This is a genomic window from Streptomyces composti (genome assembly GCF_012034205.1).
Classification (GTDB): domain Bacteria; phylum Actinomycetota; class Actinomycetes; order Streptomycetales; family Streptomycetaceae; genus Streptomyces; species Streptomyces composti.
Genome location: NZ_JAATEM010000017.1, coordinates 24,938 through 51,704 on the forward strand (window position 1 = coordinate 24,938; position 26,767 = coordinate 51,704).

17 protein-coding genes are annotated in these 26,767 nt (G+C 71.5%); 7 read left to right on the forward strand and 10 right to left on the reverse strand.

All coding sequences use genetic code 11. The annotated features are described in order from the left end of the window. The first annotated feature begins 24 nt into the window (after positions 1 to 24). The 3 genes from HCJ93_RS15505 to HCJ93_RS15515 all read left to right on the forward strand — a co-directional run bounded on the left by HCJ93_RS15505 (position 25) and on the right by HCJ93_RS15515 (position 3,157). Complete coding sequence (locus HCJ93_RS15505) at positions 25 to 1,959, forward strand: hypothetical protein (protein ID WP_167996402.1); 1,935 nt, start codon at positions 25 to 27, stop codon at positions 1,957 to 1,959. Positions 1,960 to 2,048: 89 nt separating this feature from the next. Then, entirely contained in the window at positions 2,049 to 2,720 is a 672-nt protein-coding gene (locus tag HCJ93_RS15510; protein WP_167996403.1) for a TetR/AcrR family transcriptional regulator, read from the forward strand. Continuing rightward, positions 2,717 to 3,157: a hypothetical protein gene (locus tag HCJ93_RS15515; protein ID WP_167996296.1), complete on the forward strand. Its 441-nt coding sequence runs from the start codon at positions 2,717 to 2,719 to the stop codon at positions 3,155 to 3,157. Before HCJ93_RS15510 ends, HCJ93_RS15515 begins: the two co-directional genes overlap by 4 nt. A gap of 39 nt (positions 3,158 to 3,196) precedes the next feature. Here HCJ93_RS15515 and HCJ93_RS15520 read toward each other — a convergent pair whose 3' ends face one another. The 8 genes from HCJ93_RS15520 to HCJ93_RS15555 form a co-directional block, all read right to left on the reverse strand. Further along, on the reverse strand, positions 3,197 to 3,559 hold the full coding sequence (locus HCJ93_RS15520) for a 5-carboxymethyl-2-hydroxymuconate Delta-isomerase (protein WP_167996297.1): 363 nt from the start codon (positions 3,557 to 3,559) through the stop codon (positions 3,197 to 3,199). A gap of 55 nt (positions 3,560 to 3,614) precedes the next feature. Continuing rightward, positions 3,615 to 9,017 (reverse strand): pullulanase-type alpha-1,6-glucosidase, encoded by a 5,403-nt coding sequence (gene pulA / locus HCJ93_RS15525; RefSeq protein ID WP_167996298.1) that lies wholly within the window; start codon positions 9,015 to 9,017, stop codon positions 3,615 to 3,617. 305 nt (positions 9,018 to 9,322) lie between these two features. Beyond that, positions 9,323 to 10,003, reverse strand: a complete 681-nt coding sequence (locus HCJ93_RS15530) for an LppU/SCO3897 family protein (protein ID WP_167996299.1) — start codon at positions 10,001 to 10,003, stop codon at positions 9,323 to 9,325. A gap of 167 nt (positions 10,004 to 10,170) precedes the next feature. Next, the gene (locus HCJ93_RS15535) at positions 10,171 to 11,544 is read right to left on the reverse strand and encodes an alpha-amylase (protein ID WP_167996300.1); all 1,374 of its coding nucleotides are present in this window, start codon (positions 11,542 to 11,544) and stop codon (positions 10,171 to 10,173) included. A 141-nt stretch (positions 11,545 to 11,685) separates the two neighbouring features. Continuing rightward, a complete protein-coding gene (locus tag HCJ93_RS15540) occupies positions 11,686 to 13,449 on the reverse strand; it encodes a glycoside hydrolase family 13 protein (protein ID WP_167996301.1) in 1,764 nt (587 codons plus the stop codon). Between the two features lie 152 nt (positions 13,450 to 13,601). Further along, positions 13,602 to 14,513 carry a sugar ABC transporter permease gene (locus HCJ93_RS15545; RefSeq protein WP_167996302.1) on the reverse strand — a complete coding sequence of 304 codons (912 nt, stop codon included), beginning with the start codon at positions 14,511 to 14,513 and terminating at the stop codon, positions 13,602 to 13,604. Positions 14,514 to 14,526: 13 nt separating this feature from the next. Next, on the reverse strand, positions 14,527 to 15,531 hold the full coding sequence (locus HCJ93_RS15550) for a carbohydrate ABC transporter permease (protein ID WP_167996303.1): 1,005 nt from the start codon (positions 15,529 to 15,531) through the stop codon (positions 14,527 to 14,529). A gap of 97 nt (positions 15,532 to 15,628) precedes the next feature. Then, positions 15,629 to 16,900, reverse strand: coding sequence for an extracellular solute-binding protein (locus tag HCJ93_RS15555; RefSeq protein ID WP_167996304.1), 1,272 nt, complete (start codon positions 16,898 to 16,900; stop codon positions 15,629 to 15,631). 452 nt (positions 16,901 to 17,352) lie between these two features. Between HCJ93_RS15555 and HCJ93_RS15560 the strand changes: the two genes are divergently transcribed. Both HCJ93_RS15560 and HCJ93_RS15565 read left to right on the forward strand, forming a co-directional pair. After that, entirely contained in the window at positions 17,353 to 18,387 is a 1,035-nt protein-coding gene (locus HCJ93_RS15560) for a LacI family DNA-binding transcriptional regulator (protein WP_167996305.1), read from the forward strand. A 118-nt stretch (positions 18,388 to 18,505) separates the two neighbouring features. Continuing rightward, a complete protein-coding gene (locus HCJ93_RS15565; protein ID WP_167996306.1) occupies positions 18,506 to 19,453 on the forward strand; it encodes a phosphatase PAP2 family protein in 948 nt (315 codons plus the stop codon). 84 nt (positions 19,454 to 19,537) lie between these two features. Here HCJ93_RS15565 and HCJ93_RS15570 read toward each other — a convergent pair whose 3' ends face one another. Then, the gene (locus tag HCJ93_RS15570) at positions 19,538 to 22,537 is read right to left on the reverse strand and encodes a bifunctional [glutamine synthetase] adenylyltransferase/[glutamine synthetase]-adenylyl-L-tyrosine phosphorylase (RefSeq protein ID WP_167996307.1); all 3,000 of its coding nucleotides are present in this window, start codon (positions 22,535 to 22,537) and stop codon (positions 19,538 to 19,540) included. A 275-nt stretch (positions 22,538 to 22,812) separates the two neighbouring features. Between HCJ93_RS15570 and HCJ93_RS15575 the strand changes: the two genes are divergently transcribed. Both HCJ93_RS15575 and rox read left to right on the forward strand, forming a co-directional pair. Beyond that, positions 22,813 to 23,259 carry a VOC family protein gene (locus HCJ93_RS15575; RefSeq protein ID WP_167996308.1) on the forward strand — a complete coding sequence of 149 codons (447 nt, stop codon included), beginning with the start codon at positions 22,813 to 22,815 and terminating at the stop codon, positions 23,257 to 23,259. 167 nt (positions 23,260 to 23,426) lie between these two features. Then, positions 23,427 to 24,851, forward strand: a complete 1,425-nt coding sequence (rox, locus tag HCJ93_RS15580; protein ID WP_167996309.1) for a rifampin monooxygenase — start codon at positions 23,427 to 23,429, stop codon at positions 24,849 to 24,851. A 94-nt stretch (positions 24,852 to 24,945) separates the two neighbouring features. Here rox and HCJ93_RS15585 read toward each other — a convergent pair whose 3' ends face one another. Next, positions 24,946 to 26,712, reverse strand: a complete 1,767-nt coding sequence (locus tag HCJ93_RS15585) for an NAD+ synthase (protein ID WP_167996310.1) — start codon at positions 26,710 to 26,712, stop codon at positions 24,946 to 24,948. Between the last annotated feature and the right edge of the window lie 55 nt (positions 26,713 to 26,767).

Consider the following 26,767-nt stretch of genomic DNA (forward strand, 5'->3'; position numbering starts at 1 on the left):
GTGGATTCGCTCGTTCTGCTGAACGTGCAGTCACAGGATGTCGCCCAGCGCCCCTCCGAACCCGCGGATTCCGCCTCTCCCGCCGGCCCGGTGGTCGATGTGGAGCAGGCCGAGGCCGCACTCGTCGAGCACTACCCGCGGCTGGTGCGACTGGGGTACCTGGTGCTGCCGCCGACGCTGGGGCGCAGCAGACGGGTGCTGACCGCGCACGCCCTGACCCAGCGCGCGCTGCCCCGCCAGCAGGCGCCGGCGCCGGTGATCCCCGCCCAGTCCTCAGGGCCCGGCAGCGACCCGGGGTACGCCCTGGTGCGGCTGCAGGTGGTGCGTGCGGCGCTGCAAGCGGGGCTGCCGCTGAGGCGCAAGGCGTGGCCCAGGCGGGCGCAGCTGCCGCCGCTGCTGCCGCAGGTGTGGGGGCTGAAGCTGTTCCCGCGGCCGGGCGGCGCCGACGAACTCGCCCTGGACCAGAAGCTGTCCGCGCTCTCCGGTGCCGGGCGTGCCGCCTACGCGCTGCGTGGCCTGGACCGGCTGCCGGACGGCGAGGTGCGCAGGGTGCTCGGCGAGGCGGGCGTCGACGACCCGGACGCCGCGCTGGCCGAGGCGGACTCGGTGCCGGCCGAGTACAAGCTGCTGGAGTCCAGCGAGTTCGACCCCTGTTCGCTGCAGGCCCGCCCCACCGATCTGATGCGCCGCCGTCGGCATCTGAAGGTCGCGCTGGCCGCGGGCGCCGCTCTCGCCGTGTGCGGCATGCTGCTCGCGCTGCCCGGCGACGGCTGGGGGCCCGACGGGGCCGCGGCTCCGCCGTACGCGCAGAACCCGGCCGCGCAGGCCGCCCTGGACCCGGGCAGGCTCACCCGGGTCTCCCCCACCGCCTGGAAGACCTCCGCGCGCACCGACTTCTCGGTGTGGCCCGCGCGCGGCTCCCTCGTCCGTGACGAGGCCCTGCTGCGCCGCGCCCTGGCCGTGTGGGCCCGCCCCGGCGAGGCGGTGAAGGTCTCGCACACACCGGGCACCCCGACCGGCGGTCCGTCCGGACCGCCCCAGCTGCTGTACGCGGGGACGATCGACAACTCGCGGGTGGTGATCCTGTACGACGGGCTGCGCATCGTGCGCTACGCCGAGCCGCGCAAGGGCGCGGGGGGTGCCGCCCTCGACTTCGCCCGGGTCGACGGGGCGGGCCGGGCCGAGTCGGGCGCGGTGGTGCTGAGCCGCACCGACGGCAACGTCCGCTATCTGACCGCCCCGTGGGTGCGCAGGGCCGGTGAGCGGGACCTCCGCTCGCCCGGCGGGGGCGTGATGGACCTGGAGCTCACCGACGGGGTGACCGCACCGCTGGCGAGCCCGACCCTGCGCCGCGAGGGCTGCACCTCCTGGAACGTGCTGCAGCTGACCGACGGCACCGGCGCCCGGCTGCTGACCGACCTCGGCGAGCTGGTGCCGGCGCGGCTGACGGCCGGGCCGCCCGGCGCACCCGCCGAGGCCTCGCGGGCGCGGGCGCTGCGCACCTGGGCGCCGTACGCCTGCTCGCTGGGGCTGCTGCGCTCGGCCGGGGTGCGCAGCGTCAACGCCTGGGCGTACGCGCACCAGCCGCTGCCGGACAGCGACGACGAGGCGACCTGGCTGTGCACGCGGGCGGAGACCTGGCGGGGCGAGGGGGCGAGGGTGCTGGCCCAGTTCCACACGCCGCGCGGGCGGTTCGGCGCGGTGGCGGCACGGGCGGAGAGCGTGCCGGCCTGCGGGCCGCGCAAGCCTCAGGTGCTGGCCGGGGTGCTGTGGAAGTCGCCCAAGGGCTCCTGGTACCTGCTGGCGGCCGGCGGCCCCGGCACCACGTCGGTGAAGGCGACCGGCGGCATCGAGGCCTCCGCGGAGGGCCGGATGCTGACCGCGAAGGCCCGGCGGGGCGCCCAGGCGGACCTCAGCGCCACCCTGGAGGACGGCGACTCGCTCCGCGGCCTGCGCTGACCGTGAACACCGGTGGCCGCTCCGGGACGTTCGCGTCCGGAACCGATCGGTAAGGTGTTCGCATGAGCACCACCGGGGTACGCCGCAGGATGGGAGTCGAGGAGCGCCGCCAGCAGTTGATCGGTGTCGCCCTCGAACTGTTCAGCCGCCGTTCGCCCGACGACGTCTCCATCGACGAGATAGCGTCGGCGGCCGGTATCTCGCGCCCGCTGGTCTATCACTACTTCCCCGGCAAACTCAGCCTGTACGAGGCTGCCTTGCAGCGTGCCTCCGACGATCTGGCGTCCCGGTTCGCCGAACCGCACGAGGGCCCGCTGGGGGCGCGGCTGCTGCGGGTGATGGGGCGCTTCTTCGACTTCGTGGAGGACCACGGCCCCGGCTTCTCCGCCCTGATGCGCGGCGGCCCCGCGGTCGGCTCCTCCACCACCAACGCCCTGATCGACTCGGTGCGTCAGGCCGCGTACGACAACATGCTCTCGCACCTGGGGGTGGTGGGTGAGGCTCCGCCCCGCCTCGAGCTGGTGATCCGCTCGTGGATCTCGCTGGTGGAGTCCACGGCGCTGATCTGGCTGGAGGGCAAGCGCATTCCGCGCGGCGAGCTGGAGATGCAGCTGGTGCACGACTTCGCGGCGCTGGCCGCGGTCGCCGCCACCCACGACGAGGAACTCGGCACACTGCTGCGCACCCTGCTCAAGGACGAGCCGGGCGACGGCCCCTTCGCCGCTCTCGCGACCCGGCTGCTGACGCTCGCCTCGTCGTGACCGCCACCACGACATGGGGCCTGGTCGTCGAGACGACCGTGGGCGCCGCCGAGCGCAAACGCACCGAGGCCCAGGTGGTGGGGCTGGTCGAGGGGACGCGTGAGGAGGCGCTGGCGGAGCTGGAGCGACGGGCGCGTGAGCATGTGCCCGCCCATCCGTTCAACCCCAAGCGGCGCCGCCTGCTGCGGAGCCACGACGGGTTCCTGCTCATCGTCGACGGGGCGTGGAGCTCGTTCCTCACCCGGTTCAGCGTGGCGGAACTGCTTCAGGACTCGGCGGCACCGGCCCCCCAGCCGCCGCCGGAACCCGCCGCCGAAGAACCGGTCGCCGAGGAGCCGCCGGCGCCCGCGCGTCCCACGCCGGAGCAGCTCGCGCAGCGGGACGAGGACGGGGTGCCGGTGGTGCCCGGGTGGCTGGGCCGCCGCGACCTGATGTGAGCCGCGGGGCCCGCACTTGGTGGACCCGCGGGACGGACCCTACGCGCTGTCGTACTTGCGGTAGGAGGCGGCCTCCATCTCCCGGATCTCGGCGGAGGCGTGCAGGGTCAGCCCGTCCGGCTGTTCGAGATGCCGGCGCAGCAGCTCGAGCGCGGTCCCGGTGAGCCGTGCCTTCGTCTCCTCGGTGCGTCCGGGGAACAGGCCGATCTGCACATGGACCACCGCGTGCCCCTCGGTGTCCGTGCCGGCCACGGCCTCCTCGATGCGCCGGAAGCGCGTCTTGCACGACGAGGGCGACGCGGAGGCGATCTCGCCCACCGCTCCGTGCAGCTCGCGGGCGAACGCCGTCCGGTCGAATCCGTCCGCGAGCTGCTCGGAGTAGTCCACGGTGATCTGCGGCATGAGCCCTCCCGTTCGGTGTCCGGAGGGCTCACCCTAGCCGCAGCTCACGGGCGGGTCAGCGGGTGAACACCGCGACCGTGCGGGCCGGGACGGTGAAGGTGCCGGCGGCCTTCGCGTAGGACGAGGTCTTCACCACCGCGTCGCTGCCCGCCGCCTGGACCGGGTGCAGGCGGTAGCTCTTCCCGGCGAGCGAGGCGACGCGCTGCTTCTGCCGCTCGGGGGTGGCGTTGAAGACGACCACCAGGTCACCGAGCTGCATGGTGATCACGCCGGGCGTCTCGTCCTTCCCGGAGAGCGGGAACGACAGGCGGGACTGCACCTGCTCGGCGGTGTCCAGGGAGAACACCTTCTCGGTGGCGCGGATCCTCAGCAGGTCCCGGTAGGCGGCCGAGGCACCCTCGATGTGCGGGCAGTCGGCCTTGATCACCCCGAGCAGCGGCTTGGCGTACGGCCACTTGTCCTTGTTGTCGGCGGCCGGCGGCAGTCCCCGGCCGAAACCGTTGCCGTCCGCGCAGTTCCAGTGGATGGCGTTGAACCAGTCGCCGCTGTCGTAGGAGTTGCGGTCCAGGGACTTGGAGCGCAGCAGGTCGGTGCCCGCCTGGGAGAGCGCCGGGCCCTGCGAGAGGGTGGCGGTCGCCATGGCGAGGACCTGCATCCGCGCCCGGTCCGCCGCCGGGGTGTCCTTCGGCAGCTTGAAGGCGAGCGCGTCGAACAGGGACTCGTTGTCGTGCGCGTCGGCGTAGGCGAGGGCGTCGCCGGGTGCGGCCGCGTATCCGGCGGGTGAGCCGTTGTAGTCGACCTGGGAGCCCTTGACCCGCTTGCCGCTGGTGTCGGTGAAGCTGTAGTCGGCGAGGTTGCCGCTCAGGCCCACCTTGATGAGGTCCTGGTAGTGCAGCAGCCTGGCCTTCTGCTCGGCCTCGGTGCCGTTGCTCTGCGAGGAGTTGGGGTCGGTGTAGAGGCCGGAGGCGAAGCCCTGCACGCCGGGATCCTCGTCGAAGGGTCCGCCGCCGCGCACGGCGTCACGGGCCCGGTCGGAGAAGGTGGCGATGCCGGTGCCCGCCATGTTCTTCTGGGTGGCCTGCTCGAAGCGGGCGTCGTCGGCGATCTCGCCGAAGTTCCAGCCCTCCCCGTACAGGATGATCTTCTTGCCGTCGACGCCGTCCTTCTCGGGGGTGAGCGCGTCGAGAGCCTTGCGGACGGCGAGCATGTTCGCCTTGGGGTGGTGGCCCATGAGGTCGAAGCGGAAGCCGTCGACCTTGTACTCCTTGGCCCAGGTGACGACCGAGTCGACGACCAGCTTGCCCATCATGGCGTTCTCGGGCGCCGTGTTGGAGCAGCAGGTGCTGTCGGCGACGGAGCCGTCGGCGAGCAGCCGCTGGTAGTAGCCGGGGACGATCCGGTCCAGCACGGAGGTCTTCGCCTGGCCGTGGGCGGCGGTGTGGTTGTAGACCACGTCCATCACCACGCGCAGGCCGTCCTCGTTGAGCGCCTTGACCATCTTGCGGAACTCCACCGTGCGGGCGGTGCCGTCCGGGTCGGTGGCGTAGGAGCCCTCGGGGACCGTGTAGTGGTACGGGTCGTAGCCCCAGTTGTAGGCGTCCTTGCCGGCGGTCTTCGCGACGCACTCCTGCTGCTTGTCGCTGTCGGCCGGGTAGGAGGCCAGGTCGCAGGCGGGCTCCGCCTGGTCGGACCTGCGCTCGGGGATGGTGGCGATGTCGAAGGCGGGCAGCAGGTGCACGTACGAGGTGCCGGCCTTCGCCAGCTTGCGCAGATGCCGGCTGCCGTCGCTGTCCTTGTCGGTGAAGGCGAGGTAGGTGCCGCGGTGCTTCGCCGTGCGGTCGGCGACGGAGAAGTCGCGGATGTGCAGCTCCTGGATCTGGGCGTCCTTCAGCGGCACGGCCCTGGGCTTGGCGTAGCCGTCCCAGCCACGGGGCTTGAGGGAGGGGTCGGCCAGGTCGACGACGAGGCTGTGCTCGGAGTCGGTGGTGAGGGCGACCGAGTAGGGGTCGGTGACCTCGTTGGTGACGATCCGGCCGGCGTCGGGCGCCCACACGGTCACCGCGTAACGGTAGGGCTTGCCCTTCCAGGAGCGGGGGCCGGTGACGGACCAGACGCCGGAGTCGTCGTCGCGGCTCATCCGCACCGTGCGGCCGTCGATCCGCAGCGACACCTGCTGCGCGGTGGGCGCCCACACCGACAGGGTGGGCCGGCCGTTCCGGAACACCGGTCCGAGCCGGGACTTGACGGCGTGGCCGGCGTAGAGGGCGTCCAGGACCCCGGCGAGCTGCACGCCGGTCGCGGCGAGCACGGCGCCGTCGGCGGTCCGCTGGGTGGCGACGACCTGGCCGCGCAGGGCCTCGCGCACGGCTCCGCGGTCGCGCGGGTCGACCTCCCAGGCGGTGCCGTCCTTCAGGTGCGGGAGCTTCTTCTTCTGGGCGTCGGTGAGGCCGGTCCTGCGCAGCCGCAGCCAGCGTGCGCCGGTGTCGGTCAGGGTGCCGTTCTGCACCGTGACGGAGCCGGTGCGGGAGGCGAGCAGCTGAGTGGAGGCGGCGCCCTCGGAGCCGTTCCAGACCACGGTGTCCCGGTCGATCCAGACCGCCTTGGAGGTGGTCAGGTCGAGGGCCGCCGAGGAGCCCGCGGGCTGCGGCAGCAGGTACTTCTCCTGCCCGCTCAGCAGCCACACCTCGTGACCACTGGTCGTGAGGTCGAGGGCCTGGTCGGTGGGCAGGTCCTTCTCGTCGCCCTTGTGGACGATGTAGCTGAGGCTGGTGGCATCCTCGGCGAGCGGCACCTCGAAGACCGCGCCGTAGGAGTCGGTCCGCACCGGTTCGAGCGGCTTCGCCCAGTCGGTGGGATCGGCGGCGCCGGCCCACACGTGCAGGCCCCAGCCGTCGTAGTCGCCGTCCGCGCGGTGGTAGTGCAGGACGGCCTTGCTCCTGTCCTGCTCGGGGTGGTCCGGCCGTTCGGTGGTGACGGTCTCCTCGCCCTGCTCGATCCAGATCTCGCCGTGCCGGGTGACGTCGATGGTGCGGTCGGCGGCGACGTCCTTGGTGCCGTCCTTGTCGATCACCAGGAAGCCTACGTCGGAGGCGCCGGGCTTGAGCCTGACCCAGGCGAAGGCGCCGTAGGCGTCCCGGCCGGCGAAGGGGTGGCTCTCGGGCCATTCGGTGGCCTCGCCCTCGGCGAGGTCGCCCCAGGCGTACAGGCCCCAGTCGTCGTAGTTCCCGTCGGCGCGCTTGTAGTGGACGATCACGTGGTCGCGCGAGGACGCGGCGGGCGGGGTCTCGGCGGGCGGGGTGCCGGTGGTGGAGGCGGCCATGGCACTGTCGGTGCGCCCGGCCGAGTCGATCACCACGGCCTTGTAGCGCAGGGCGGTGCCTGCGGGCACGTCCTCGCCGATGGTGTGGGTGACCTTGTAGGGGGCGTGGTCGGCGGAGCCGAGGGTCCGCCAGGCGCCGTTGCCGGTCTGGGCGGCGAAGACGACCCGGTTGAGGCCGCCGCCGTCGACGTCGGCGGTCAGCTCGACGGTGCCGGTGGCACCGGCCTCGGGTGCCTCGAGGGTGATGGTGGGTGCGGCGGCGGGCCGGGCGAGCGGTCCGGCCGCCTTGAGGACGATCGCCGAGCGGGCCGGGACGGTGACGGTGATCTTCTTGTCGGCGCCGGACCGCACGGTGGCGTCGGTGCCGTACACGCCCTTGAAGGTCATGCCGGCCGAGCCGGTCGCGAAGGAGGCCCGCTTCTCGGTGCCGGCGTTGTTGAGGGCGACGACGTACTCGGTGCGGGTGGTGGCGTCGGTGCGGGAGAAGGCGTAGACGCCGGGACCGTCGGCCGCGTACCGCTCCTGCTGGACGCCGTCGGCGAGGGCCGGGTGGGCCTTGCGGAGCTTGGCGAGCTCGCCGATCGCACGGTAGAGGGGCGAGCGGGTGTCGTAGGTGTCCTCGGCGTGGGTGCGGTCGGTGCCGATGAGGTCGTCGTCGAGGTAGTCGGCGGTGCGCGAGGCGAACAGCGTCTGGCGGGCGTCCTTGTCGCCGCCGGCGCCGGTGAAGCCCTGCTCGTCGCCGTAGTAGATCACCGGGTTGCCTCGGCTGAGGAACATCAGCTCGTGGGCGAAGACGTCCTTCTTCAGCAGCTCGGCGTCGGAGGCCCCGGGGTCGTCCTGCTGGAGGAACGTCCCGATGCGGCCCATGTCGTGGTTGCCGAGGAAGGTGACCTGCTCGTAGGCGTTGGCCGTGCCGGAGGTGTACTTGTAGTCGTCGCCGAAGACGGCGGAGAGCGCGGCCGCGCTGCCGCCCTGGGAGACGTACCGGCGGGCGGCGTCCTGGAAGGGGAAGTCCAGGGTGGCGTCGAGCCGGCCCTGGGTGACGTACGGGGAGGTGACGTTCGTGTCGGCGGAGTACACCTCGCCGAACATGAAGAAGTCGTCCTGGCCCTGCTTGGCCGCGTAGGCGTCCAGGGCGGTGGCCCACTGGGTCCAGAACTCCATGTTGACGTGCTTCACGGTGTCGATCCGGAAGCCGTCGATGCCGAAGTCCCTCACCCAGCGCTGGTAGATCTTCTTCATGCCCTCGACGACCTCGGGACGCTCGGTCCACAGGTCGTCCAGGCCGGAGAAGTCGCCGTAGGTGGTGGACTCGCCCGCCCAGGTGGAGTCGCCCCGGTTGTGGTACATCGCCGGGTCGTTGAGCCAGGCGGGGACCTTGAGGTTCTTCTTGGCGGCGGGGACGACGGGGGTGCGCGGGAAGGTGCCGGTGCCGGTGCGCGGGAACTTCTTCCCGCCGTCGGCGTAGTCGGCGTCGTCGAAGGGCTTTCCGTCCTTGGTGAGGTAGGGGAAGGCGCCCTTGGAGAGGTAGCTGTAGGACTTCTCCTCGTAGTCGACGACGTCGGCGGTGTGGTTGGTGATGACGTCGAAGAAGACCTTCATGCCCTTGTGGTGGGCCTTGTCGATGAGCTTCTCGAGGTCCTCGTTGGTGCCGAAGTGCGGGTCGACCTGGGTGAAGTCGGTGATCCAGTAGCCGTGGTAGCCGGCCGAGGCGTCCTTGCCGGTGCCCTGCACGGGCTGGTTCTTGAAGATGGGGGCCATCCAGATGGCGGTGGTGCCGAGGCCCTTGATGTAGTCGAGCTTCTTGATCAGGCCCTTGAGGTCGCCGCCCTGGTAGAAGCCCTTGTCGGTGGGGTCGTACCCGGTGGTGAGCCGGGAGCCGGTCAGACCGCCGCGGTCGTTGCCCCGGTCGCCGTTGGCGAAACGGTCCGGCAGGACGAAGTAGAACTGCTCGCGGGTCAGGTCGTGCCGTGCGGGCTCCTCGGCGAGCCGGGTGTCCGACGGCGGCGCGGGCGGGGCGTCGGCGCGGGCGGCGAGCGGCTGCACAAGTGCGGCGGCCAGCGCGGCGACGGTGACGGCGGCGACCCGTCTGGCGCGCGCGGATCGGCGCCCCGGGGGCGCGGGCCAACTGGGTATCACAGGGTGCACTCCTTGCGATGACGGCTCATACGGGTCCGACCCCACGCCCTGGGGACGACCGTTTCGGCCACGTCACCGGGGCGCCCGCGCGACCGTACCGCTGTTGAAAGCTTTACAGCAAGACTCGTGAAAGCGGCGGCAAGAACTTCCAGGAGCTGCCGGGCGGAGCTTTCCGGCAGGGGCGGACGAGTGGGGCACGCAGCGGCCGGCGGCAGGCGGGCGCGGGCGCACACGACGGCGCGCCGCCGGCCCCGCGAGGGGAACCGGCGGCGCGCAGGTGCCGTATGACGATCCGTCGGCCGGCGTCAGGCCGCCTTGCGGCCGCAGATCACGTCGTAGGGACGGCCGATCCCGAGGGTCAGCTTCAGCGGGTCGGTGGTCTTGGCCGGGCACTCGGACTCCGTCTTGACCAGGTCGAGGACCTTGTAGTCGTCGGGTCCCGCCGAGGCGCAGGGGATCTCCTTGGCGGTGGAGTCGATGCAGTCGCCCTTCACCAGCTGGCCGCCGCCGGCGCCCGCGTCACCGGGGTGGTCGTCGGAGAGGTTGCGGCCGCAGACGGTGCTGGAGGGGATGCCGCCGCCGCTGGACGAACCGAAGCTGATGGAGACCTTGATGATGATGTCGGTGCCCGCGGGGCACTGGATGGAGTCGTCCAGGATGGCGCCGTCCAGGATCTTCATGGCCTTGAAGGTGGCGCCGGAGTCGTCGCAGTCGAGCTTCTTGTAGCTGTCGGACCCCTTGTCCGGGTCCGGGCCGCCGCAGTCGCCGACCTTCCAGCCGTCGGAGCCGCCGCCCTTGTCGTCCGGGGAGGACGACGAGGACGGGGACGAGGACGACGACGAGGAGGACGAGGAGGACGACGGGGACTCGTCGTCCCTGAAGTAGTTCCACGCGCCGATGATGCCGACGATGATCAGCGGCACCAGCAGGGCCTGCAGGCATCCCGCCACGCGTCCGCGGGGACGCTGAGTGTTGTTCACAGCCATGCGGATGGCTCCCCCTTGCGGCGCGGACGAGCGGCGCGGGGAGGGATCGCGCCGCAGCTCCTCATCCCCGCGGGGGAGTTCTTTATCCCGCGCTTACGCTAGCGTCCGGCGGCCACAGAACTGACCGCCGGACGTCACAGGTTTGCTGCAGCGGGTGCCCGGTCGTCTCAGCAGGCGCTCTTGCCCGCGTACACGGCGAGTGCGGTGTTGCTGCCGAGGGTGGCCGTGAGCCGGCCCGAACCGTCCACCGTCACCTGCCTGTTGCCCTGCACGTCGCAGTAGGTGCCGGCAGGCAGGGAGGTCTGATAGGTGCGGGTCAGCGGGCCGGACTCGTGGTTGATGGCCACGAAGCCCTTGTCGCCGCGGCCGAACGCGATGGCGTCAGCGCCGTTGTCCCACCAGTCGGTCACCGCCTGGCCGCGGGTGGCGTTGCGGAAGGCGACCATGGACTTGATCTCCGGCCAGGCGTGCTGGCACTTCCAGCCGCTCTGCCAGCAGGCGTCCACCCGGCCGCCGTCGGGGGGTCCGGCGTCGGGGTCGGAGAACTCGTAGCCGGAGTTGATGTCGGGGGCGCCGTAGGGCCAGGCCAGCATGAACACATTGGCCAGGGTGTAGTCGGCGTTGTCCTTGTAGCTGAGCGTGGAGCCGTTGCGCTCGGTGTCGTGGTTGTCGACGAAGACACCGGCGACGTCGCTCTTCAGGTAGCCCCAGCCCTCGCCGTAGTTCTTCAGGTAGGCGAGGTTCTCGTTGCGGAAGACGCGCTTGAGGTCGTAGGCGTAGCGGAACTCCTGGACGTCGCCGGTGCCGGTGTACTCGTCCGGCTGCACCGCCTCGCCCGCGCCGTAGATGACCTCCTGCTTCCAGTACGCCGACGGGTTGCTGAGCCGGGACTTGACGGCGGCGAGGTCGGCGGCCGGGATGTGCTTGGCGGCGTCGATGCGGAATCCGTCCACGCCGAGCGAGAGCAGGTCGTTCATGTACCCGGCGATCGCGCCGCGCACGTACTCCTCGCCGGTGTCCAGGTCGGCGAGCCCGACGAGCTCGCAGTTCTGGACGTTCCAGCGGTCCCGGTAGTCGGTGATCTCGGAGGTGCAGGTGTCGAAGTCGGAGGCCGAGTACAGGCCGGGGTAGTCGTACTTCGTGTACGACGAGCCGCCGGTGCCGGTGCCGCTGCCCGCGGACATGTGGTTGATGACGGTGTCGACGACGACCTTGACTCCGGCCGCGTGACACGTGTCGACCATGTTCTTGAAGGCGGTACGGTCGCCGAGGCGGCCCGCGATCCGGTAGCTGACGGGCTGGTAGGAGGTCCACCACTGCCCGCCCTGTATGTGCTCGGCAGGCGGGGAGACCTGCACGTAGCCGTAGCCGGCGGGGCCCAGGGTGGTGGTGCACTCACGGGCGACGGAGGCGAAGTTCCACTCGAAGAGGACGGCGGTGACGTCCTTCGAGCCCGGTGGGGAGGCCTCCGCGATGGTCGGGGTCATGACAAGCGAGGCGGCGACGAGAGCGGCCGCCCCGGCGAGGGTTCTGCGTGCCATGTGTGGGGTTTCCTTCTACGTTGAAGGTGTTTGCTGAAACATTCAGCAAACTTGCGGCAACGCAGATGTTAAAGGCCCGCCGCCCGAAAGGGCAGCGGGCCGTACGAACTTGAACCAGAAAGTTGCCGGGCGGACCGTCCGTCAGGCGGTGGTCCACCACACGGTGGTGTCGCCCGGCACCTTCGTCTCCCCGCCGGTCTCGGCGACCTCGCTGCTGGAGATCAGCACCCGCCCGTACGCGGGCACGGTCACCGACTCGCCGGTGGTGTTGGCGACGCACACGAAGTCCCCGCGCCGGAAGGCGAGCACGCCCTCCGGCGCCCGCAGCCACTCCACCGAGTCGCCCGCGCCCAGGTCGGGCTGCTCCCGGCGCACCGCGAGCGCCGCCCGGTACATCTCCAGCGTCGAGCCGGGCACCCCGGTCTGCGCCTCCACGCTCAGCTCGCCCCACCACGCCGGCTGCGGCAGCCAGCTTCCGCCGTCGCCGAAGCCGAAGGAGGAGCCCTCACGGGTCCACGGGATCGGCACCCGGCACCCGTCGCGGAAACCGTCCTGGCCCGCACCCCGGAAGTACGCCGGGTCCTGGCGCACCTCGTCGGGCAGGTCCACGACGTCCGGCAGGCCCAGCTCCTCGCCCTGGTAGACGTAGGCCGAACCGGGCAGCGCCAGCATCAGCAGGGTGGCGGCGCGGGCGCGGCGCAGGCCCAGCTCGCGGTCCCCGGCCTGCCGGATCTGGGTGCCGAGCCCGGGCGGGTTGGCGAAGCGGGTGGCGTGCCGGGTGACGTCGTGGTTGGACAGCACCCAGGTGGCGGGGGCGCCGACCGGGCGCATGGCGTCCAGGGTGCGGTCGATGACCTCACGCAGCTCGGCCGCGTCCCAGTAGGTGCCCAGATACTGGAAGTTGAACGCCTGGTGCAGCTCGTCGGGGCGCACGTAGTTGGCGGTGCGCTCCACGGTGGGCGTCCACGCCTCGGCGACGAAGATGCGCCCGCCCGTCGCCCGTCCCCGCCCCTGGGCGGAGGCGCCTTCGGGCTCCAGCGCATCGGAGTACTCGTCGAGGATCTTCCGCCACTGCCGGTAGATCTCGTGCACCCCGTCCTGGTCGAAGAACGGCATGACATCGTTGCCCAGCAGCTTCAGCTGCTCATGGCTTCCGAGGTCGGGAAGACCCTCGGCCTTCACCATGCCGTGGGCGACGTCGATGCGGAAGCCGTCCACGCCCATGTCCAGCCAGAAGCGCAGGATGGAGCGGAACTCGTCGCCGACCGCCGGGTGCTCCCAGTTGAAGTCGGGCTGCTCGGGGGCGAAGAGGTGCAGGTACCACTCGCCGGGCGTGCCGTCGGGCTCGGTGACCCGGGTCCAGGCGGGGCCGCCGAAGATCGACTCCCAGTCGTTGGGCGGGAGTTCGCCGTTCTTCCCCTTGCCGGGCCGGAAGTGGTAGCGCTCCCTCAGCGGCGAGCCGGGGCCCTCGGCGACGGCCCGCTTGAACCACTCGTGCTGGTCGGAGGAATGGTTGGGCACCAGGTCGACGATGATCCGCAGGCCCAGTGCATGGGCGTCGCGGATCAGCGCGTCCGCGTCCAGCAGGGTGCCGAACATGGGGTCGACGGCACGGTAGTCGGAGACGTCGTATCCGGCGTCCGCCTGCGGGGAGGCGTAGAAGGGGCTGAGCCACACCGCGTCCACGCCGAGGTCGCGCAGGTAGGGCAGGCGGGAGCGGATGCCCTCCAGGTCGCCCATGCCGTCGCCGTTGCTGTCGGCGAAGCTGCGCGGATACACCTGGTAGATCACCGCTTCCCGCCACCAGTCACGGCGCCTGGTGACGGTGGCGACGGCCGAGTCGGCGGAGGGCGTCGGCTGGGTCGAGGAGGTCGGGACCTGGGCGGCGGAGTGCTGCTGACTCATGTCGTCCTTGCGTTGCGTCAGTGCGGTCGTGTGAGGCGTGGGTGCGGGCGGGGGACCGGACGAGGCGGCCCGCGGTGTCAGCGGGGTCGGATGGGCACCGCGGGCCGCCTACCCGCGCGGTCAGGCGCGCGGGAGTCTCCGGCCGAAGGGGGTCAGCCCTTCGTGCCGCCGGCGGTGAGTCCGGTCACCAGGTTCTTCTGCACCAGGTAGAAGAACCCGGAGACGGGTATCGCGATCAGGACCGCGGTGGCGGCCATGAGGTTGCGCTGGGCGTCGTGCTCGCTGATGAAGCTCTGCAGACCGACGGCGAGGGTGTACTTCTCGTCGTCCAGCATGAACGTCGTGGCGAAGGCCACCTCGCCGAACGCCGTGATGAAACTGTAGAACGCGGCGACCGCCAGGCCCGGCTTGGCGAGCGGCAGGATCAGCCGCGCGAAGGTCCCGAAGGGGGTCAGCCCGTCGACCCGGCCCGCCTCGTCGATCTCGAACGGGATGGTGTCGAAGTAGCCCTTCATCAGCCAGGCGCAGTACGGCACGGCAGTGGTGCAGTACACCAGGATCAGGCCGAGGTAGGTGTCGATCAGCTGCAGCTCGGACAGGAGCTGGTACATCGGCACCATCAGGACGGCCACCGGGAACATCTGGGTGACCAGCAGCACCCACATGAACTTCTTGTAGCCCGGGAAGCGCATGCGGGAGACCGCGTAGCCGGTGGTGGCGGCGACCAGCACACCGATCACCGTCGTCCCGAGGGAGACGATCAGCGAGCTCTTCAGCCAGTGGAAGAAGGCCGTGTGCTCCAGGACGAACGCGTAGTTGTCCAGCGTCATCTTGCCCCAGATGCGGCCGGGGTGCAGGTAGTCGTCCTTGTCCGGGCCGAGGGAGAGGAAGACCAGCCAGGCGACCGGGAAGAGCGCGATCAGGCTGGCCACGGTCAGTACGCCGTGGGAGGTCAGCCGGGCCGGCAGGCTGAGTTCGCCGCGCCGGCGCACCGGACGCTTCACGGTCGTCCCACCGCCGTCCGGCCGGGCCGGAGCAGCCTTCTCGACAGTCGTGGTGCTCATGAGAACTCCTGCCTCAGATCGCGAGCTGCTGCTCGTTGCGGTTCAGCCAGCGGCGGTAGAAGGAGGTGAAGACGACCAGGATGGCCAGCAGCAGCATGCCGTAGGCCGCCGACTCGGCGAACTCGCGCGGCTGCTGTCCGAAGCCGAGGTAGTAGGCCCAGGTCACCAGGATCTGCGCGTCCGGCGCGGTGGTGCCGAACAGCAGGAAGATGATCGCGAACTGGTTGAAGGTCCAGATGATGCCGAGCAGCACCACGGTGGAGCTGACCGAGCGCAGCCCCGGCAGGGTGACGTTGCGGAAGCGCTGCCAGGCGTTGGCGCCGTCCATCTCGGCCGCCTCGTACAGCGTGGAGTCGATCGACTGCAGTCCGCCGAGCAGCGAGACCATCATGAACGGCACACCGCACCAGGTGTTGACCATGATCGCGGCGAACCGCTGCCAGAAGGGGTCCTCCAGCCAGGGCGGGGTGGGCAGGCCGAGGGAGCCGAGGCCGGAGTTGATGATCCCGGTGTCGGCGAGCATGAAGCGCCAGCCGAAGACGGTGACGAAGGTCGGCACCGCCCAGGGCAGGATGAGGATGAGCCGGTACAGGGTGCGCCCGCGCAGCTTCTGGTTGAGCAGCAGCGCGAGACCGAGACCGATGCCGTAGTGGAGGGTGACACAGGCCGCGGTCCACACGATCGTCCAGATGAAGTGCGACCAGAAGCGGTCGTAGGCCGTCTCGCCCCACAGGATCTCGGCGTAGTTGTCCAGGCCGACGAACTTGTAGGTGGCCTCGATCTTGTTGACGCCGATGGTGCGGGCCGAGTTGAGGCTGTCGGCGTCGGTCAGGGTCAGGTAGAAGCCGTAGGCCAGGGGGTACAGCACGATGACGCCGAGCACGACGACCACCGGCGCGATCATGGCGTAGGCGTACCAGTGCTTGGCGAATGACCGCCTCAGGCGGGTGACCGGGCCGGGCCGGGGCGCGCGGTCACCGCGGCTCTTGCCGGTCGCGCGGTCGATGGCGACTGTCATGGTTCGGCACCTTCTGGATGATCAAGGAGTACGGCACACCGGCCGGTGGCCGCCGGACCTCCCCCTCCCGGGGAGCGGTCCGGCGGCCACGCGGGCGTCACTTGCTGAAGTCCGGCACCAGCTTGGCGATCGACGTCTCGGCGTCGGTCAGCCCCTTGTCCAGGGACTTCTTGCCGCCGGCGATCTGCGGCAGCTCGTCGTCGAGCGGACCCCAGATGGAGCTGTACTCGGGCAGCGCCGGCCGCGGCTGGGCGGCGGCGAGGACCGTCTGGAAGCCGGCGATGCCCGGGTCGGCCTTGACCTTGTCGGTGTAGGCGTCGTCCCGCGTGGGCAGCGTGGAGTTCTTCAGCGCGATGGTCTCCTGCGCCTTGGCCGAGGTCATGAAGTTCACGAACTTCAGCGCGGCCTCCTGCTTCTCCTTGGTGGAGCCGGCGTAGACGGACAGGTTGTGGCCGCCGGTCGGGGCGCCGGCCTCGCCGGTGGAGCCGGCCGGGACGGTGGCGATGCCGAGGTTGTCCTTGTCCTTGAACGCCGAGCCCTTGTAGAAGTTGGTGATCTCCCACGGGCCCTGGATGATCGCGGCGACCTTGCCGTTGACGAACGCGTCCTGGATGTGCGCGTAGGCCTCGGCGGTGGTGTCGGCCTTGTGCAGGCCCTTGCCCTTGAACAGGCTCAGCCAGGTGCCGTAGGCCTTCTTGGCCGCGGGCGACTTGACGGTGATCTTCTTGGCGTCGACGTCGACGGTGTCGGTGCCCTCGCCGTAGAGGAAGGTCTGCGCGTAGTAGCCGGCGGTGGAGCCCCAGTAGCCGTCGACGCCGGTCTTGTCCTTGATGGTGGCGGCGGCCTTCTTCAGGTCGTCCCAGGTCTTGGGCGCCTCGACGCCGGCCTTCTCGAACAGCTCCTTGTTGTAGACCAGCGCGAGCGTGTCCGTGGTGAACGGGACGCCGTAGGTCTTGCCCTCGTACTTGGCCTGCTCGAGCAGGTTGGACTTGAACTTGTCCTGCTCCTTCAGGGCCTCGGTGCCGTCCAGCGGGAGGAAGTAGCCCTTCTTGGCGAAGGCGGGGGTCCAGCCGACCTCGGAGCGCAGCACGTCGGGGGCGCCCTTGGAACCGGCGGCGGTGTCGAACTTGTTCTGCGCCTGGTCGAAGGGGACGTTGACGTACTTGACCTTGATGTCCTTGTTGGCGGCCTCGAACTCCTTGACCAGGGCCTTGTACGTCGGCGCCTCGTTGGTCGCGTTGGAGGTGTCCCACCAGGTGATGGTGACCGGGCCGCCGGCCTTGTCTCCGCTGTCGCCGTCCGAACCGCAGGCCGTCGCCGCGAGGGCGAGGGACGCCACCAGCGCGGTGGCCGCTATGCCACGCCGCATGAGTTCTCCTTGAGGGTGAAAGCCCGAGTGGAGCAGGAGACGGCCCCGTCTGCCGTCCTGCCGCTTGCCGACTGCGCCGCTGGGGGACCCACCCCTCGGGTGAGGCCGGGAGTGGGAGGCCGTCGGGCGAGGTGAACGTAACAGCCATGTAAGCGTTCCGAAAGACCTTGCTGCAAAATTTTGCAAGAAGCCGCGAGAGTTATCCCGCCGTGACCTCCCCTCGACCGCTCCGCGACGTGATTTTCCGGGGCTCAGCAGGGCATCGAACCTTTGTGCAAGACTCTGCAAGCACTTGCCATGCGTTTCCGCCCGGTGAATCATCCGTTGCGGAACGGACGCCGACCACCACGTGAGGGACCGCGATGAGCCAGCAGCGCACGGCCCGTTCGACGGCGCGCACCAGGCGTCCGTTCGGTGTGCAGCCGGAGGCACGCCAGCTACAGTCAGGTCCTGTGACCACACGGCTTGCCGATATCGCTGCTCAGGCGGGGGTGAGCGAGGCGACCGTCAGCCGGGTCCTGAACGGCAAGCCGGGCGTCGCCGCCACCACCCGCCAGTCCGTGCTCGCCGCCCTCGACGTCCTGGGCTACGAACGCCCGGTACGGCTCCGCCAGCGCAGCGAGGGCCTGGTGGGCCTGATCACCCCCGAGCTGGAGAACCCGATCTTCCCGGCGCTCGCCCAGGTCATCGGCCAGGCGCTGACCCGCCAGGGCTACACCCCGGTCCTGGCCACCCAGACTCCGGGCGGCTCCACCGAGGACGAGCTCACCGAGATGCTGGTGGACCGCGGCGTGGCCGGCATCATCTACGTCTCGGGCCTGCACGCGGACACCACGGCCGACATGCAGCGCTATGAGCGCCTGCGCGCCCGGGGCGTGCCCTTCGTGCTGGTCGACGGCTTCTCCCCCGAGGTGCAGGCGCCGTTCATCTCCCCCGACGACCGCGCCGCGATGACGCTGGCGGTGACCCACCTGGTCTCCCTGGGCCACACCCGGATCGGCCTGGCCCTCGGCCCCAAGCGCTTCGTCCCCGTGCAGCGCAAGATCGAGGGCTTCGTCCGCGCCATGCAGGACCAGCTGGGCCTGTCCGCGGAGACGGTCGAGACCGAGCTGATCCAGCATTCGCTGTACAGCCTGGAGGGCGGTCAGGCCGCCGCCGCGGCGCTGATCGAGCGGCACTGCACGGCCGTGGTCTGCGCCAGCGACATGATGGCCCTGGGCGCGATACGCGCGGCCCGCCAGCAGAACCTCGAGGTCCCCGACGACATCTCCGTGGTGGGCTTCGACGACTCCCCGCTGATCGCCTTCACCGACCCGCCGCTGACCACCATCCGCAAGCCGGTCCCGGCGATGGGCCAGGCGGCGGTCCGTACCCTCCTCGAGGAGATCGGCGGAACCCCCGCCCCGCACAGCGAGTTCGTCTTCATGCCGGAGCTGGTGGTCCGCGGCTCGACGGCCTCCGCACCCGCGGCCGGCCGCACCTCCTAGGTGCCTCACCCCGACGTCTCTCCGGGCTCCTCGCCGGTCCCCCCGAGGACAACATGCGGGTCGTCCCCGACCGGAGGATGATCTGAGAAGGAGGCCTTTTCTGGCAGACTTTGTGCTCATGGGTGACACGACGGTTACCGGACTGAAGGGTCGGCAGCAGGCCGTCTCACACCCCGTCACGGACCTGTCACCCCGGGCGAGGCGCACTCCGCGCAGGCCCCGCCTCTGGTTCGAGATCCTGCTCATCGCGGTGAGTTACTGGACGTACTCACTGATCCGCAACGCGGTACCGGAGCAGCGGTCCGAGGCGCTGCGCAACGCCGACTGGATCTGGCAGCTGGAGCAGACCCTCGGCATCGCCGTCGAGAAGTCGGTCAACCACGCCGTGAACTCGGTGACTTGGCTGATCGTCGGCATGAACTACTACTACGCCACGCTGCACTTCGTGGTGACCCTCGGTGTCCTGGTGTGGCTGTTCCGCAGTCACCCGGGTCGCTATGCGGCGACCCGCATGGTTCTGTTCTCCACCACCGCGGCCGCCCTGGCCGGTTACTACCTCTACCCCCTGGCCCCGCCGCGCCTGATGAACGGTGAGGCGTTCATCGACACCGTGATGGTCCACGAGACCTGGGGCTCCATGGCGTCCGGCGACCTGAAGAACATGTCCAACCAGTACGCCGCGATGCCGTCGATGCACATCGGCTGGTCCCTGTGGTGCGGGCTGACGATCTTCGCCCTGACCACCGTCCCCTGGGTCCGCGTGCTCGGCCTGCTCTACCCCGCGGCGACCCTGGTGGTCATCGTCGCCACCGCCAACCACTTCTGGCTGGACGCGGTGGGCGGCGTGCTCTGCCTGGCCTTCGGCTATGCCTTCGCCCGCCTGTGGTACGGCGCGCTCCCCCACCGTCTGCCCCGGCATGTGCCGCCCCGCGGGGCCGCCGGGGCGGCACCCGGGCAGGCGTCCGGCGGCGCCGCGCGGGACGCCGCTGCCGCGCCTCCTCTGCCCGCCCGGCCCCGCACCGCCCCGGACCAGCAGGCCCCAGAGCGGTCGGCCCCGTCCGTGTGACCGGCGCCGCAGTCCGTCCGGGCGGCGGCGGTCCCGGGATGCGGCGCCCGTGCCACGGCGCGGCGTCCGCCCCTCGGGACTGCGTCAGTCGGTGTAGAACAGCTCCTCGACGACCGCGCGCGCACGGCGGGCCGTGCGCCGGTAGGCGTCGAGCATGTCCCCCGCGTGGCCGGGCCCGTACCCGAGGTAGCGGCCCACGGCGGCCAGCTCCCGCGGGTCGGTGGGGAAGGTGTCCCCCGCCCGCCCGCGGACCAGCATCACCGCGTTGCGCACCCGGGTGGCCAGCACCCAGGCCTCGTCCAGGGTCCCGGCGTCCTCCTCGGACACCAGCCCCGCCTCGGCGGCCGCCGCCAGCGCCGCCCGGGTCCGCGTGGTCCGCAGACCCTCCACCTCGGCGCCGTGCCGCAGCTGCATCAGCTGTACGGTCCACTCCACGTCCGAGAGGCCGCCCGGCCCCAGCTTGGCGTGCAGCTTCGGGTCGGCGCCGCGGGGCAGCCGCTCGGTCTCCATGCGGGCCTTCAGCCGCCGGATCTCCCGCACCGCCTCGTCGCCGAGACCGCCGGCCGGGTACCGCAGCGGGTCGATCATCTCGATGAAGCGGCGCCCGAGGTCCTCGTCGCCGGCCACGTACTCGGCCCGCAGCAGCGCGTGCCGCTCCCAGACCAGCGCCCAGCGCCGGTAGTACGCCTCGTACGACTTGAGGGTGCGCACCAGCGGTCCGGACTTGCCCTCCGGCCGCAGGTCGGCGTCGATCAGCAGCGGCGGGTCGGAGCTGGGCAGCTGCAGCAGCCGGCGCATCTCCTCGACGACCCGGTTCGCGGCCCGTCCCGCCTCCTGCTCGTCCACGCCCTCGCGCGGCTCGTGCACGAACAGCACGTCGGCGTCGGAGCCGTAGCCCAGCTCATGGCCGCCGAACCGGCCCATGCCGATGATCGTGAACCGAGTGGGCAGGGTGTCGCCCCATCCCTCCCGCACCACCGCCCGCAGCGTCCCGGCGAGCGTGGCGGCGGTCAGGTCGGACACCGCGCCGCCCACCATGTCGACCAGTGCGCCGGAGTCCGCCTCGGCGGGCTGCGACTCGGTGCCGTAGGAGCCCACGATGTCCGCGGCGGCGGTGCGGAACAGCTCGCGCCGCCGCACCCCGCGGGCCGCGTTGACCGCCTGCACGGCCCCGTCGGCCCGCCCCACGGCGGCGAGGATCTCCTGCTCCAGATGGGTGCGGGTGCGGGGCTTGAGTCCGCCGCCGCTGCCGTTGCCCAGCAGGGCGACCGCCTCGGGCGCCCGCATCAGCAGGTCGGGGGCGAGCCGCCCGGCGGACAGCACCCGGGCGAGGTTCTCGGCCGCGGCGCCCTCGTCCCGCAGCAGCCGCAGGTACCAGGGCGTCTTGCCCAGGGCGTCGGAGACCTTGCGGAAGTTCAGCAGCCCCGCGTCCGGGTCCGCGGAGTCCGCGAACCAGCCCAGCAGCACCGGCAGCAGCGTCCGCTGGATCGCCGCCTTGCGCGTCACCCCGGAGGCCAGCGCCTCCAGGTGCCGCAGCGCCGCCGCGGGATCGGCGTACCCCAGGGCGACCAGTCGCTCCCGCGCGGCCTCCGCGCTCAGCCGGGCCTCGCCGGGCGCCAGCGCCGCCACCGCGTCGAGCAGCGGCCGGTAGAACAGCTTCTCGTGCAGCCGTCGCACCACGGAGGCGTGCCGCCGCCACTCCCGCTTCAGCTCGGTCACCGGGTCGGTGCGCAGCCCCAGCGAGCGTCCGAGCCGCCGCAGGTCGGCCTCGTCCTCCGGCACCAGATGGGTGCGCCGCAGCCGGTACAGCTGGATGCGGTGCTCCATGGACCGCAGGAAGCGGTACGCCTCGTCGAGCTGCGCCGCGTCGGCCCGCCCCACGTACCCGCCGGCGGCCAGCGCCTTCAGCGCATCCAGCGTCTTGCCGCTGCGCAGCGAGGCGTCGGTCCGCCCGTGCACCAGCTGCAGCAGCTGCACCGCGAACTCCACGTCCCTCAGGCCCCCGGGCCCCAGCTTCAGCTGCCGGTCTATCTCGGACGCGGGAATGTTCTCCACCACGCGGCGGCGCATCTTCTGCACGTCGGCCACGAAGTTCTCCCGCTCGGCCGCCTGCCACACCAGCGGCTGCAGCGCCTCGGTGTACTCCTGCCCGAGCCCGAGGTCGCCGGCGACCGGGCGGGCCTTGAGCAGCGCCTGGAACTCCCAGGTCTTGGCCCAGCGCTGGTAGTACGTGACGTGGGAGGCCAGGGTGCGCACCAGCGGCCCGTTGCGTCCCTCGGGCCGCAGATTGGCGTCCACCGGCCAGATGGCGCCCTCGACGGTGGTCTCCGAGCAGATCCGCATCATGTGCGAGGCGAGCCGGGTGGCCGCCTGCAGGGCCTTGCGCTCGTCCGCGCCGTCCGCCGGCTCCCCGACGAAGACCACGTCGACGTCGGAGACGTAGTTCAGCTCGTGCCCGCCGCACTTCCCCATGGCGATCACGGCCAGCCGGCACAGCGCGGCGTCGTCCGGCGCGTCGGCCTCGGCGAGCGCGAGCGCCCTGCGCAGCGTGGCGGTGGCGAGGTCGGCGAGCTCGGCGGCGGTGTCGGCGACGTCGATGGTGCCGCACACGTCCCGGGCGGCGATGGACAGCAGGCAGCGCCGGTAGGCGATCCGCAGCGACACCGGGTCGGTCGCCCCGGCCAGCCCCCGCTCGAACTCCTCGATGCCGGGGTGCAGGTCGCTGGGCTCGTAGGTGACCAGCGCCCGCCAGTCCCCGCTGTGCCGGACGAGATGGTCGCCGAGCGCGGCCGAGGCGCCGAGCACCCCGAGCAGCCGGTCCCGCAGCGGCTTGGCCGCGATCAGGGTGTCCAGCAGCTCCTGCCGGTCGGTCGGCCCGGGCTGCGCCTCCAGCAGCCGCACCAGATGGAGCAGCGCCAGATCCGGGTCGGCGGTGGCGCCGAGTGCGGGCAGCAGCACCGGGTCGTTGCGCACGGGCGCCAGTTCCGGCGCGTCCAGCAGCCGCTCGGCGGCCGAGGGATCGGTGAAGCCGTGCCGCAGCAGCCGAGTGAAGGTACTGCTCCTGCGCCCCGGCGCCGACGTCATCCCCGGCCTCCCTCATGCCTCGGATCAGGGTCGTACGGCCATGAGCCTAGCCCGAGTGCCGGGCGGCGGCCCCGCGATGAGTTTTCCGGCCGTGCGCCCCGCCGCAGCACGGCACAGGAAGGGATGGCCGTGCCCGCGCCGCGACGGCCGCCTCGGCCACGGCGACGGACGCGCCCGGGTCTTCTCGGTGGCGCCCCGGTGCGTTTTCGGATTCGGTGAGGGAGAGCCGTTCAGCCGGACGAGGCGGCGGTTCACCCGACGAAGGAGTCGCGCACATGGACATGACCCTCGAAGTGATCCCGCTGCCCGTCAGCGACATCGACCGGGCCAGGGACTTCTACCGGGACAAGGTCGGCTTTCACGTGGACATCGACCAGGAGGTCATGCCGGGCATGCGCATCGTCCAGCTGACCCCGCCCGGCTCCGGCTGCTCGATCGCGCTCGGCGACCAGATCTGGGAGATGACCCCGGGCCCCGCCCCGGCCCCCGGCTCCTACCAGGGCCTGCAGCTCTGCGTCGCCGACATCGGGGCCGCCCACGCGGAGCTGACCGCGCGCGGCCTGGACGTCTCCGAGCCGGTCCAGTACGCCCCGGACGACGGCGCGACGTTCATGCACTTCAAGGACCCGGACGGCAACGGCTGGGCGGTCCAGGAGTACCGCCGCCGCGCCACGGAGCCGCTGCACAAGCTCCTGGCGGCCCTGGCGGCACGCAACGCCTGACGACACGGCAAAGGCGAGGAGACCACTCCTCGCCACTCTCAACGTATAGCGCAGAGGGGGCCTTGCGGCAAGGCCCCCTCTGTCGCGCAGAATCTCCGCCCGTGATCCCACACCTGCTCCACTCTGTGCCACTCTGCGCCGTTTCGCGCCCAGCATGGGGGAATGCCGTGACCGACGTCCTCATCACCGGAGCCGGCCCCACCGGCCTGATGCTCGCCGCCGAACTGCGCCTGCACGGCGTCGACGTGGTGGTCCTGGACAAGGCCGCCGAGCGCACCCCGGTCGTCCGCGCCCTCGGTCTGCACGTCCGCAGCATCGAGATCATGGCCCAGCGCGGTCTGCTCGACCGGTTTCTGGCCCACGGCAAGCAGTACCGGGTGGGCGGCTTCTTCGCCGGCATCGAGGCGCCCTGGCCGGACGACCTGGACACCGCCCACGGCTATGTCCTCGGCATCCCGCAGACCGTCACCGACCGCCTGCTGGAGGAGCACGCCGCCGAGGCCGGCGCGGACATCCGGCGCGGCTGCGAGCTGACCGGTCTGAGCCAGGACGCCGAGGGCGTCACCGCCGAGCTGGCCGACGGCACCCGGCTGCGCGCCCGCTACCTGGTCGGCTGCGACGGCGGCCGCAGCACCGTGCGCAAGCTGCTCGGCGTGGCCTTCCCGGGCGAGCCCAGCACCAGCGACACGCTGCTCGGCGAGATGCGGGTCGACGCACCGCAGGAGACGGTGACCGCCACGGTCGCGGAGGTCCGCAAGACCCAGAAGCGCTTCGGGCTCGCGCCCCTCGGCGACGGCGTCTACCGCGTCGTCGTCCCCGCCGCCGACGTCGTCGAGGACCGCGGCCTCACCCCCACCCTCGAGGACTTCAGAACCCAGCTGCGGGCCACCGCCGGCACCGACTTCGGCGTCCACTCCCCGCGCTGGCTGTCCCGCTTCGGCGACGCCACCCGGCAGGCCGAGCGCTACCGTTGCGGCCGGGTCCTCCTCGCGGGCGACGCCGCCCACGTCCACCCGCCGCTCGGCGGGCAGGGCCTCAACCTCGGCATCCAGGACGCGTTCAACCTCGGCTGGAAGCTGGCGGCGGAGGCAGAGGGCTGGGCCCCGCCCGGGCTCCTGGACACCTACGAGTCCGAACGCCACCCGGTGGCCGCCGCCGTCCTGGACACCACCCGCGCCATGTCCCTCCTGGTCTCCACCGAGCCGGGGCCCCGGGCGGTGCGCCGCCTCTTCGCCGGACTCCTGGACATCCACGAGGTGAACCGGCGCCTCGTCGAGAAGATCACCGCACTCGACGTCCGCTACGACGTCGGCGACGGTCACCCGCTCCTCGGCCGGCGCCTGCGCGACCTCGCCCTCGGGCAGCGGCGGCTCTACGACCTGATGCACACCGGGCGCGGACTGCTCCTCGACCGGACGGGCCGGCTCTCCGTGGACGGCTGGGCGGATCGTGTGGACCACGTGATCGGCCCGACCGACGAACTCGGCGTCCCCGCGGTCCTTCTGCGCCCCGACGGCCATGTCGTCTGGACCGGCGACGAGCAGGACTCCCTCAGCGGGTCCCTGTCCCGGTGGTTCGGCACACCGGCCTGAACGCCGGGCACGCACGCCCTGACCGGGCGCCCGGGGCGGGTGCCGGCCGGGCGCGGGTCTGCGCCGGCCGGCAACCCCCACGCGCGGATCGCCGTCAGACCGCCGGAGGCACCCGTTCGCTCCAGCCGCTGGTGATGGGCAGGCGGCGGTCCTTGCCGAAGCCCTTCGGGGAGATCTTCGTGCCCGGCGGGTACTGGCGCCGCTTGTACTCCGCCCGGTCCACCATCCGCAGCGTCTTCGCCACCAGCTCCGGCTCGAACCCGGCCGCGACGATCTCGTCCGCCCCCTTGTCCTTGTCCACGTACAGCTCGAGGATCGCGTCCAGGACCGGATAGTCCGGCAGCGAGTCCGTGTCGACCTGCCCCGGCCGCAGCTCCGCACTCGGCGGCTTGGAGATCGAGTTCTCCGGGATCGGCGGCGTCTCCCCCCGCTCCACCGCCGCCCGGTTGCGCCACTCGGCCAGCCGGAACACCAGCGTCTTGTACACGTCCTTGATGGGCCCGTACGCCCCCACCGAGTCCCCGTACAGCGTCGAATACCCCACCGCCAGCTCGGACTTGTTGCCCGGCGCCAGCACGATGTGGCCCTCCTGGTTGGAGATGGCCATCAGCAGCACACCCCGCAGCCGCGACTGCAGGTTCTCCTCCGCCAGCCCGGTCAGCTCCAGCGCCCCCATGTACGCATCGAACATCGGCTCGATCGACACGGTCCGGAAGTTCAGCCCGGTCCGCCGCGCCAGCTCCGCCGCATCGTCCTTGGAGTGCTCGGAGGAGTACTTCGACGGCATGGACACGCCGTAGACGTTCTCGGGCCCCACCGCGTCACACGCGATCGCGGCCACCAGCGACGAGTCGATACCGCCCGACAGCCCGATCAGCACCGACCGGAACCCGTTCTTCTCCACATACGCCCGCAGCCCCACGACCAGCGCGGAGTAGACCTCCTCGTCGTCGTCGAGCCGCTGTGCGTACCCACCGGTCCGCTCCGGCTCGTACGCCGGCACCGGCTCCTCGGAGATCACCACCCGCTCGATCCGCAGCCCGTCGTCCACCACCCCGGTGGGCGCGTCCTCGGCCGCCGCCGGCAGCTCCAGGTCCACCACCAGGCACTCCTCGGCGAACTGCGGCGCCCGGGCGAGCACGTCGCCCCTCGGGTCCACGACGATGGAGTCCCCGTCGAAGACGAGGTCGTCCTGCCCGCCCGTCATGGCGAGGTAGGCCGTGGTGACGCCGGCCTCCTGGGCCCGCTTGCGGACCAGTTCGAGCCGCGTGTCGTCCTTGTCCCGCTCGTACGGCGAGGCGTTGACCGACAGCAGCAGCCCGGCCCGGGCGGAGCGCGCCGCAGGCACCCGGCCGCCGTCCTGCCACAGGTCCTCGCAGATGGCGAGCGCGACATCGACACCGCGCACCCGCACCACCGGCATGGTGTCCCCGGGCACGAAGTAGCGGAACTCGTCGAAGACGCCGTAGTTGGGCAGGTGATGCTTGGCGAAGCTGAGGACGACCTCGCCGCCGTACAGCACGGCTGCCGCGTTCCGCGGCGCTCCCGCCGGCTGCCCGTACTTCGGCTGGGCGGTCTCGCTGCGGTCGAGGTAGCCGACGACGACCGGCAGCTCGCCGAAGCCCTCGTCGGCGAGGCGCGCGGCGAGCGAGCGCAGGGCGGCGCGGGCGGCCTCCACGAAGGACGACCGGAGGGCCAGGTCCTCCACCGGATATCCGGTCAGCGCCATCTCGGGGAACGCCACGAGGTGCGCTCCCTGCTCGGCGGAGCGCCGGGTCCAGCGGACAATCGTTTCGGCGTTGCCGGTGAGGTCACCGACGCGGGTGTCGATCTGATTCAGGGCGAGGCGAAGTTGAGGCACGCGCCCAGTGTAATCGTCAAAGCGACGCAATACGCGGCGAGCGCCCGCCGGAGCA

What these genes read in the sequence shown, in the direction of transcription:
- HCJ93_RS15520 (WP_167996297.1), bottom strand. Translation starts at nt 3,559, where the DNA reads ATGCCGCAGATCACCGTGGACTACTCCGAGCAGCTCGCGGACGGATTC.
- HCJ93_RS15555 (WP_167996304.1), bottom strand. Translation starts at nt 16,900, where the DNA reads ATGCGGCGTGGCATAGCGGCCACCGCGCTGGTGGCGTCCCTCGCCCTC.
- HCJ93_RS15565 (WP_167996306.1), top strand. Translation starts at nt 18,506, where the DNA reads ATGGGTGACACGACGGTTACCGGACTGAAGGGTCGGCAGCAGGCCGTC.
- HCJ93_RS15570 (WP_167996307.1), bottom strand. Translation starts at nt 22,537, where the DNA reads ATGACGTCGGCGCCGGGGCGCAGGAGCAGTACCTTCACTCGGCTGCTG.
- HCJ93_RS15545 (WP_167996302.1), bottom strand. Translation starts at nt 14,513, where the DNA reads ATGAGCACCACGACTGTCGAGAAGGCTGCTCCGGCCCGGCCGGACGGC.
- HCJ93_RS15540 (WP_167996301.1), bottom strand. Translation starts at nt 13,449, where the DNA reads ATGAGTCAGCAGCACTCCGCCGCCCAGGTCCCGACCTCCTCGACCCAG.
- HCJ93_RS15535 (WP_167996300.1), bottom strand. Translation starts at nt 11,544, where the DNA reads ATGGCACGCAGAACCCTCGCCGGGGCGGCCGCTCTCGTCGCCGCCTCG.
- HCJ93_RS15575 (WP_167996308.1), top strand. Translation starts at nt 22,813, where the DNA reads ATGGACATGACCCTCGAAGTGATCCCGCTGCCCGTCAGCGACATCGAC.
- HCJ93_RS15550 (WP_167996303.1), bottom strand. Translation starts at nt 15,531, where the DNA reads ATGACAGTCGCCATCGACCGCGCGACCGGCAAGAGCCGCGGTGACCGC.
- HCJ93_RS15510 (WP_167996403.1), top strand. Translation starts at nt 2,049, where the DNA reads ATGGGAGTCGAGGAGCGCCGCCAGCAGTTGATCGGTGTCGCCCTCGAA.
- HCJ93_RS15530 (WP_167996299.1), bottom strand. Translation starts at nt 10,003, where the DNA reads ATGGCTGTGAACAACACTCAGCGTCCCCGCGGACGCGTGGCGGGATGC.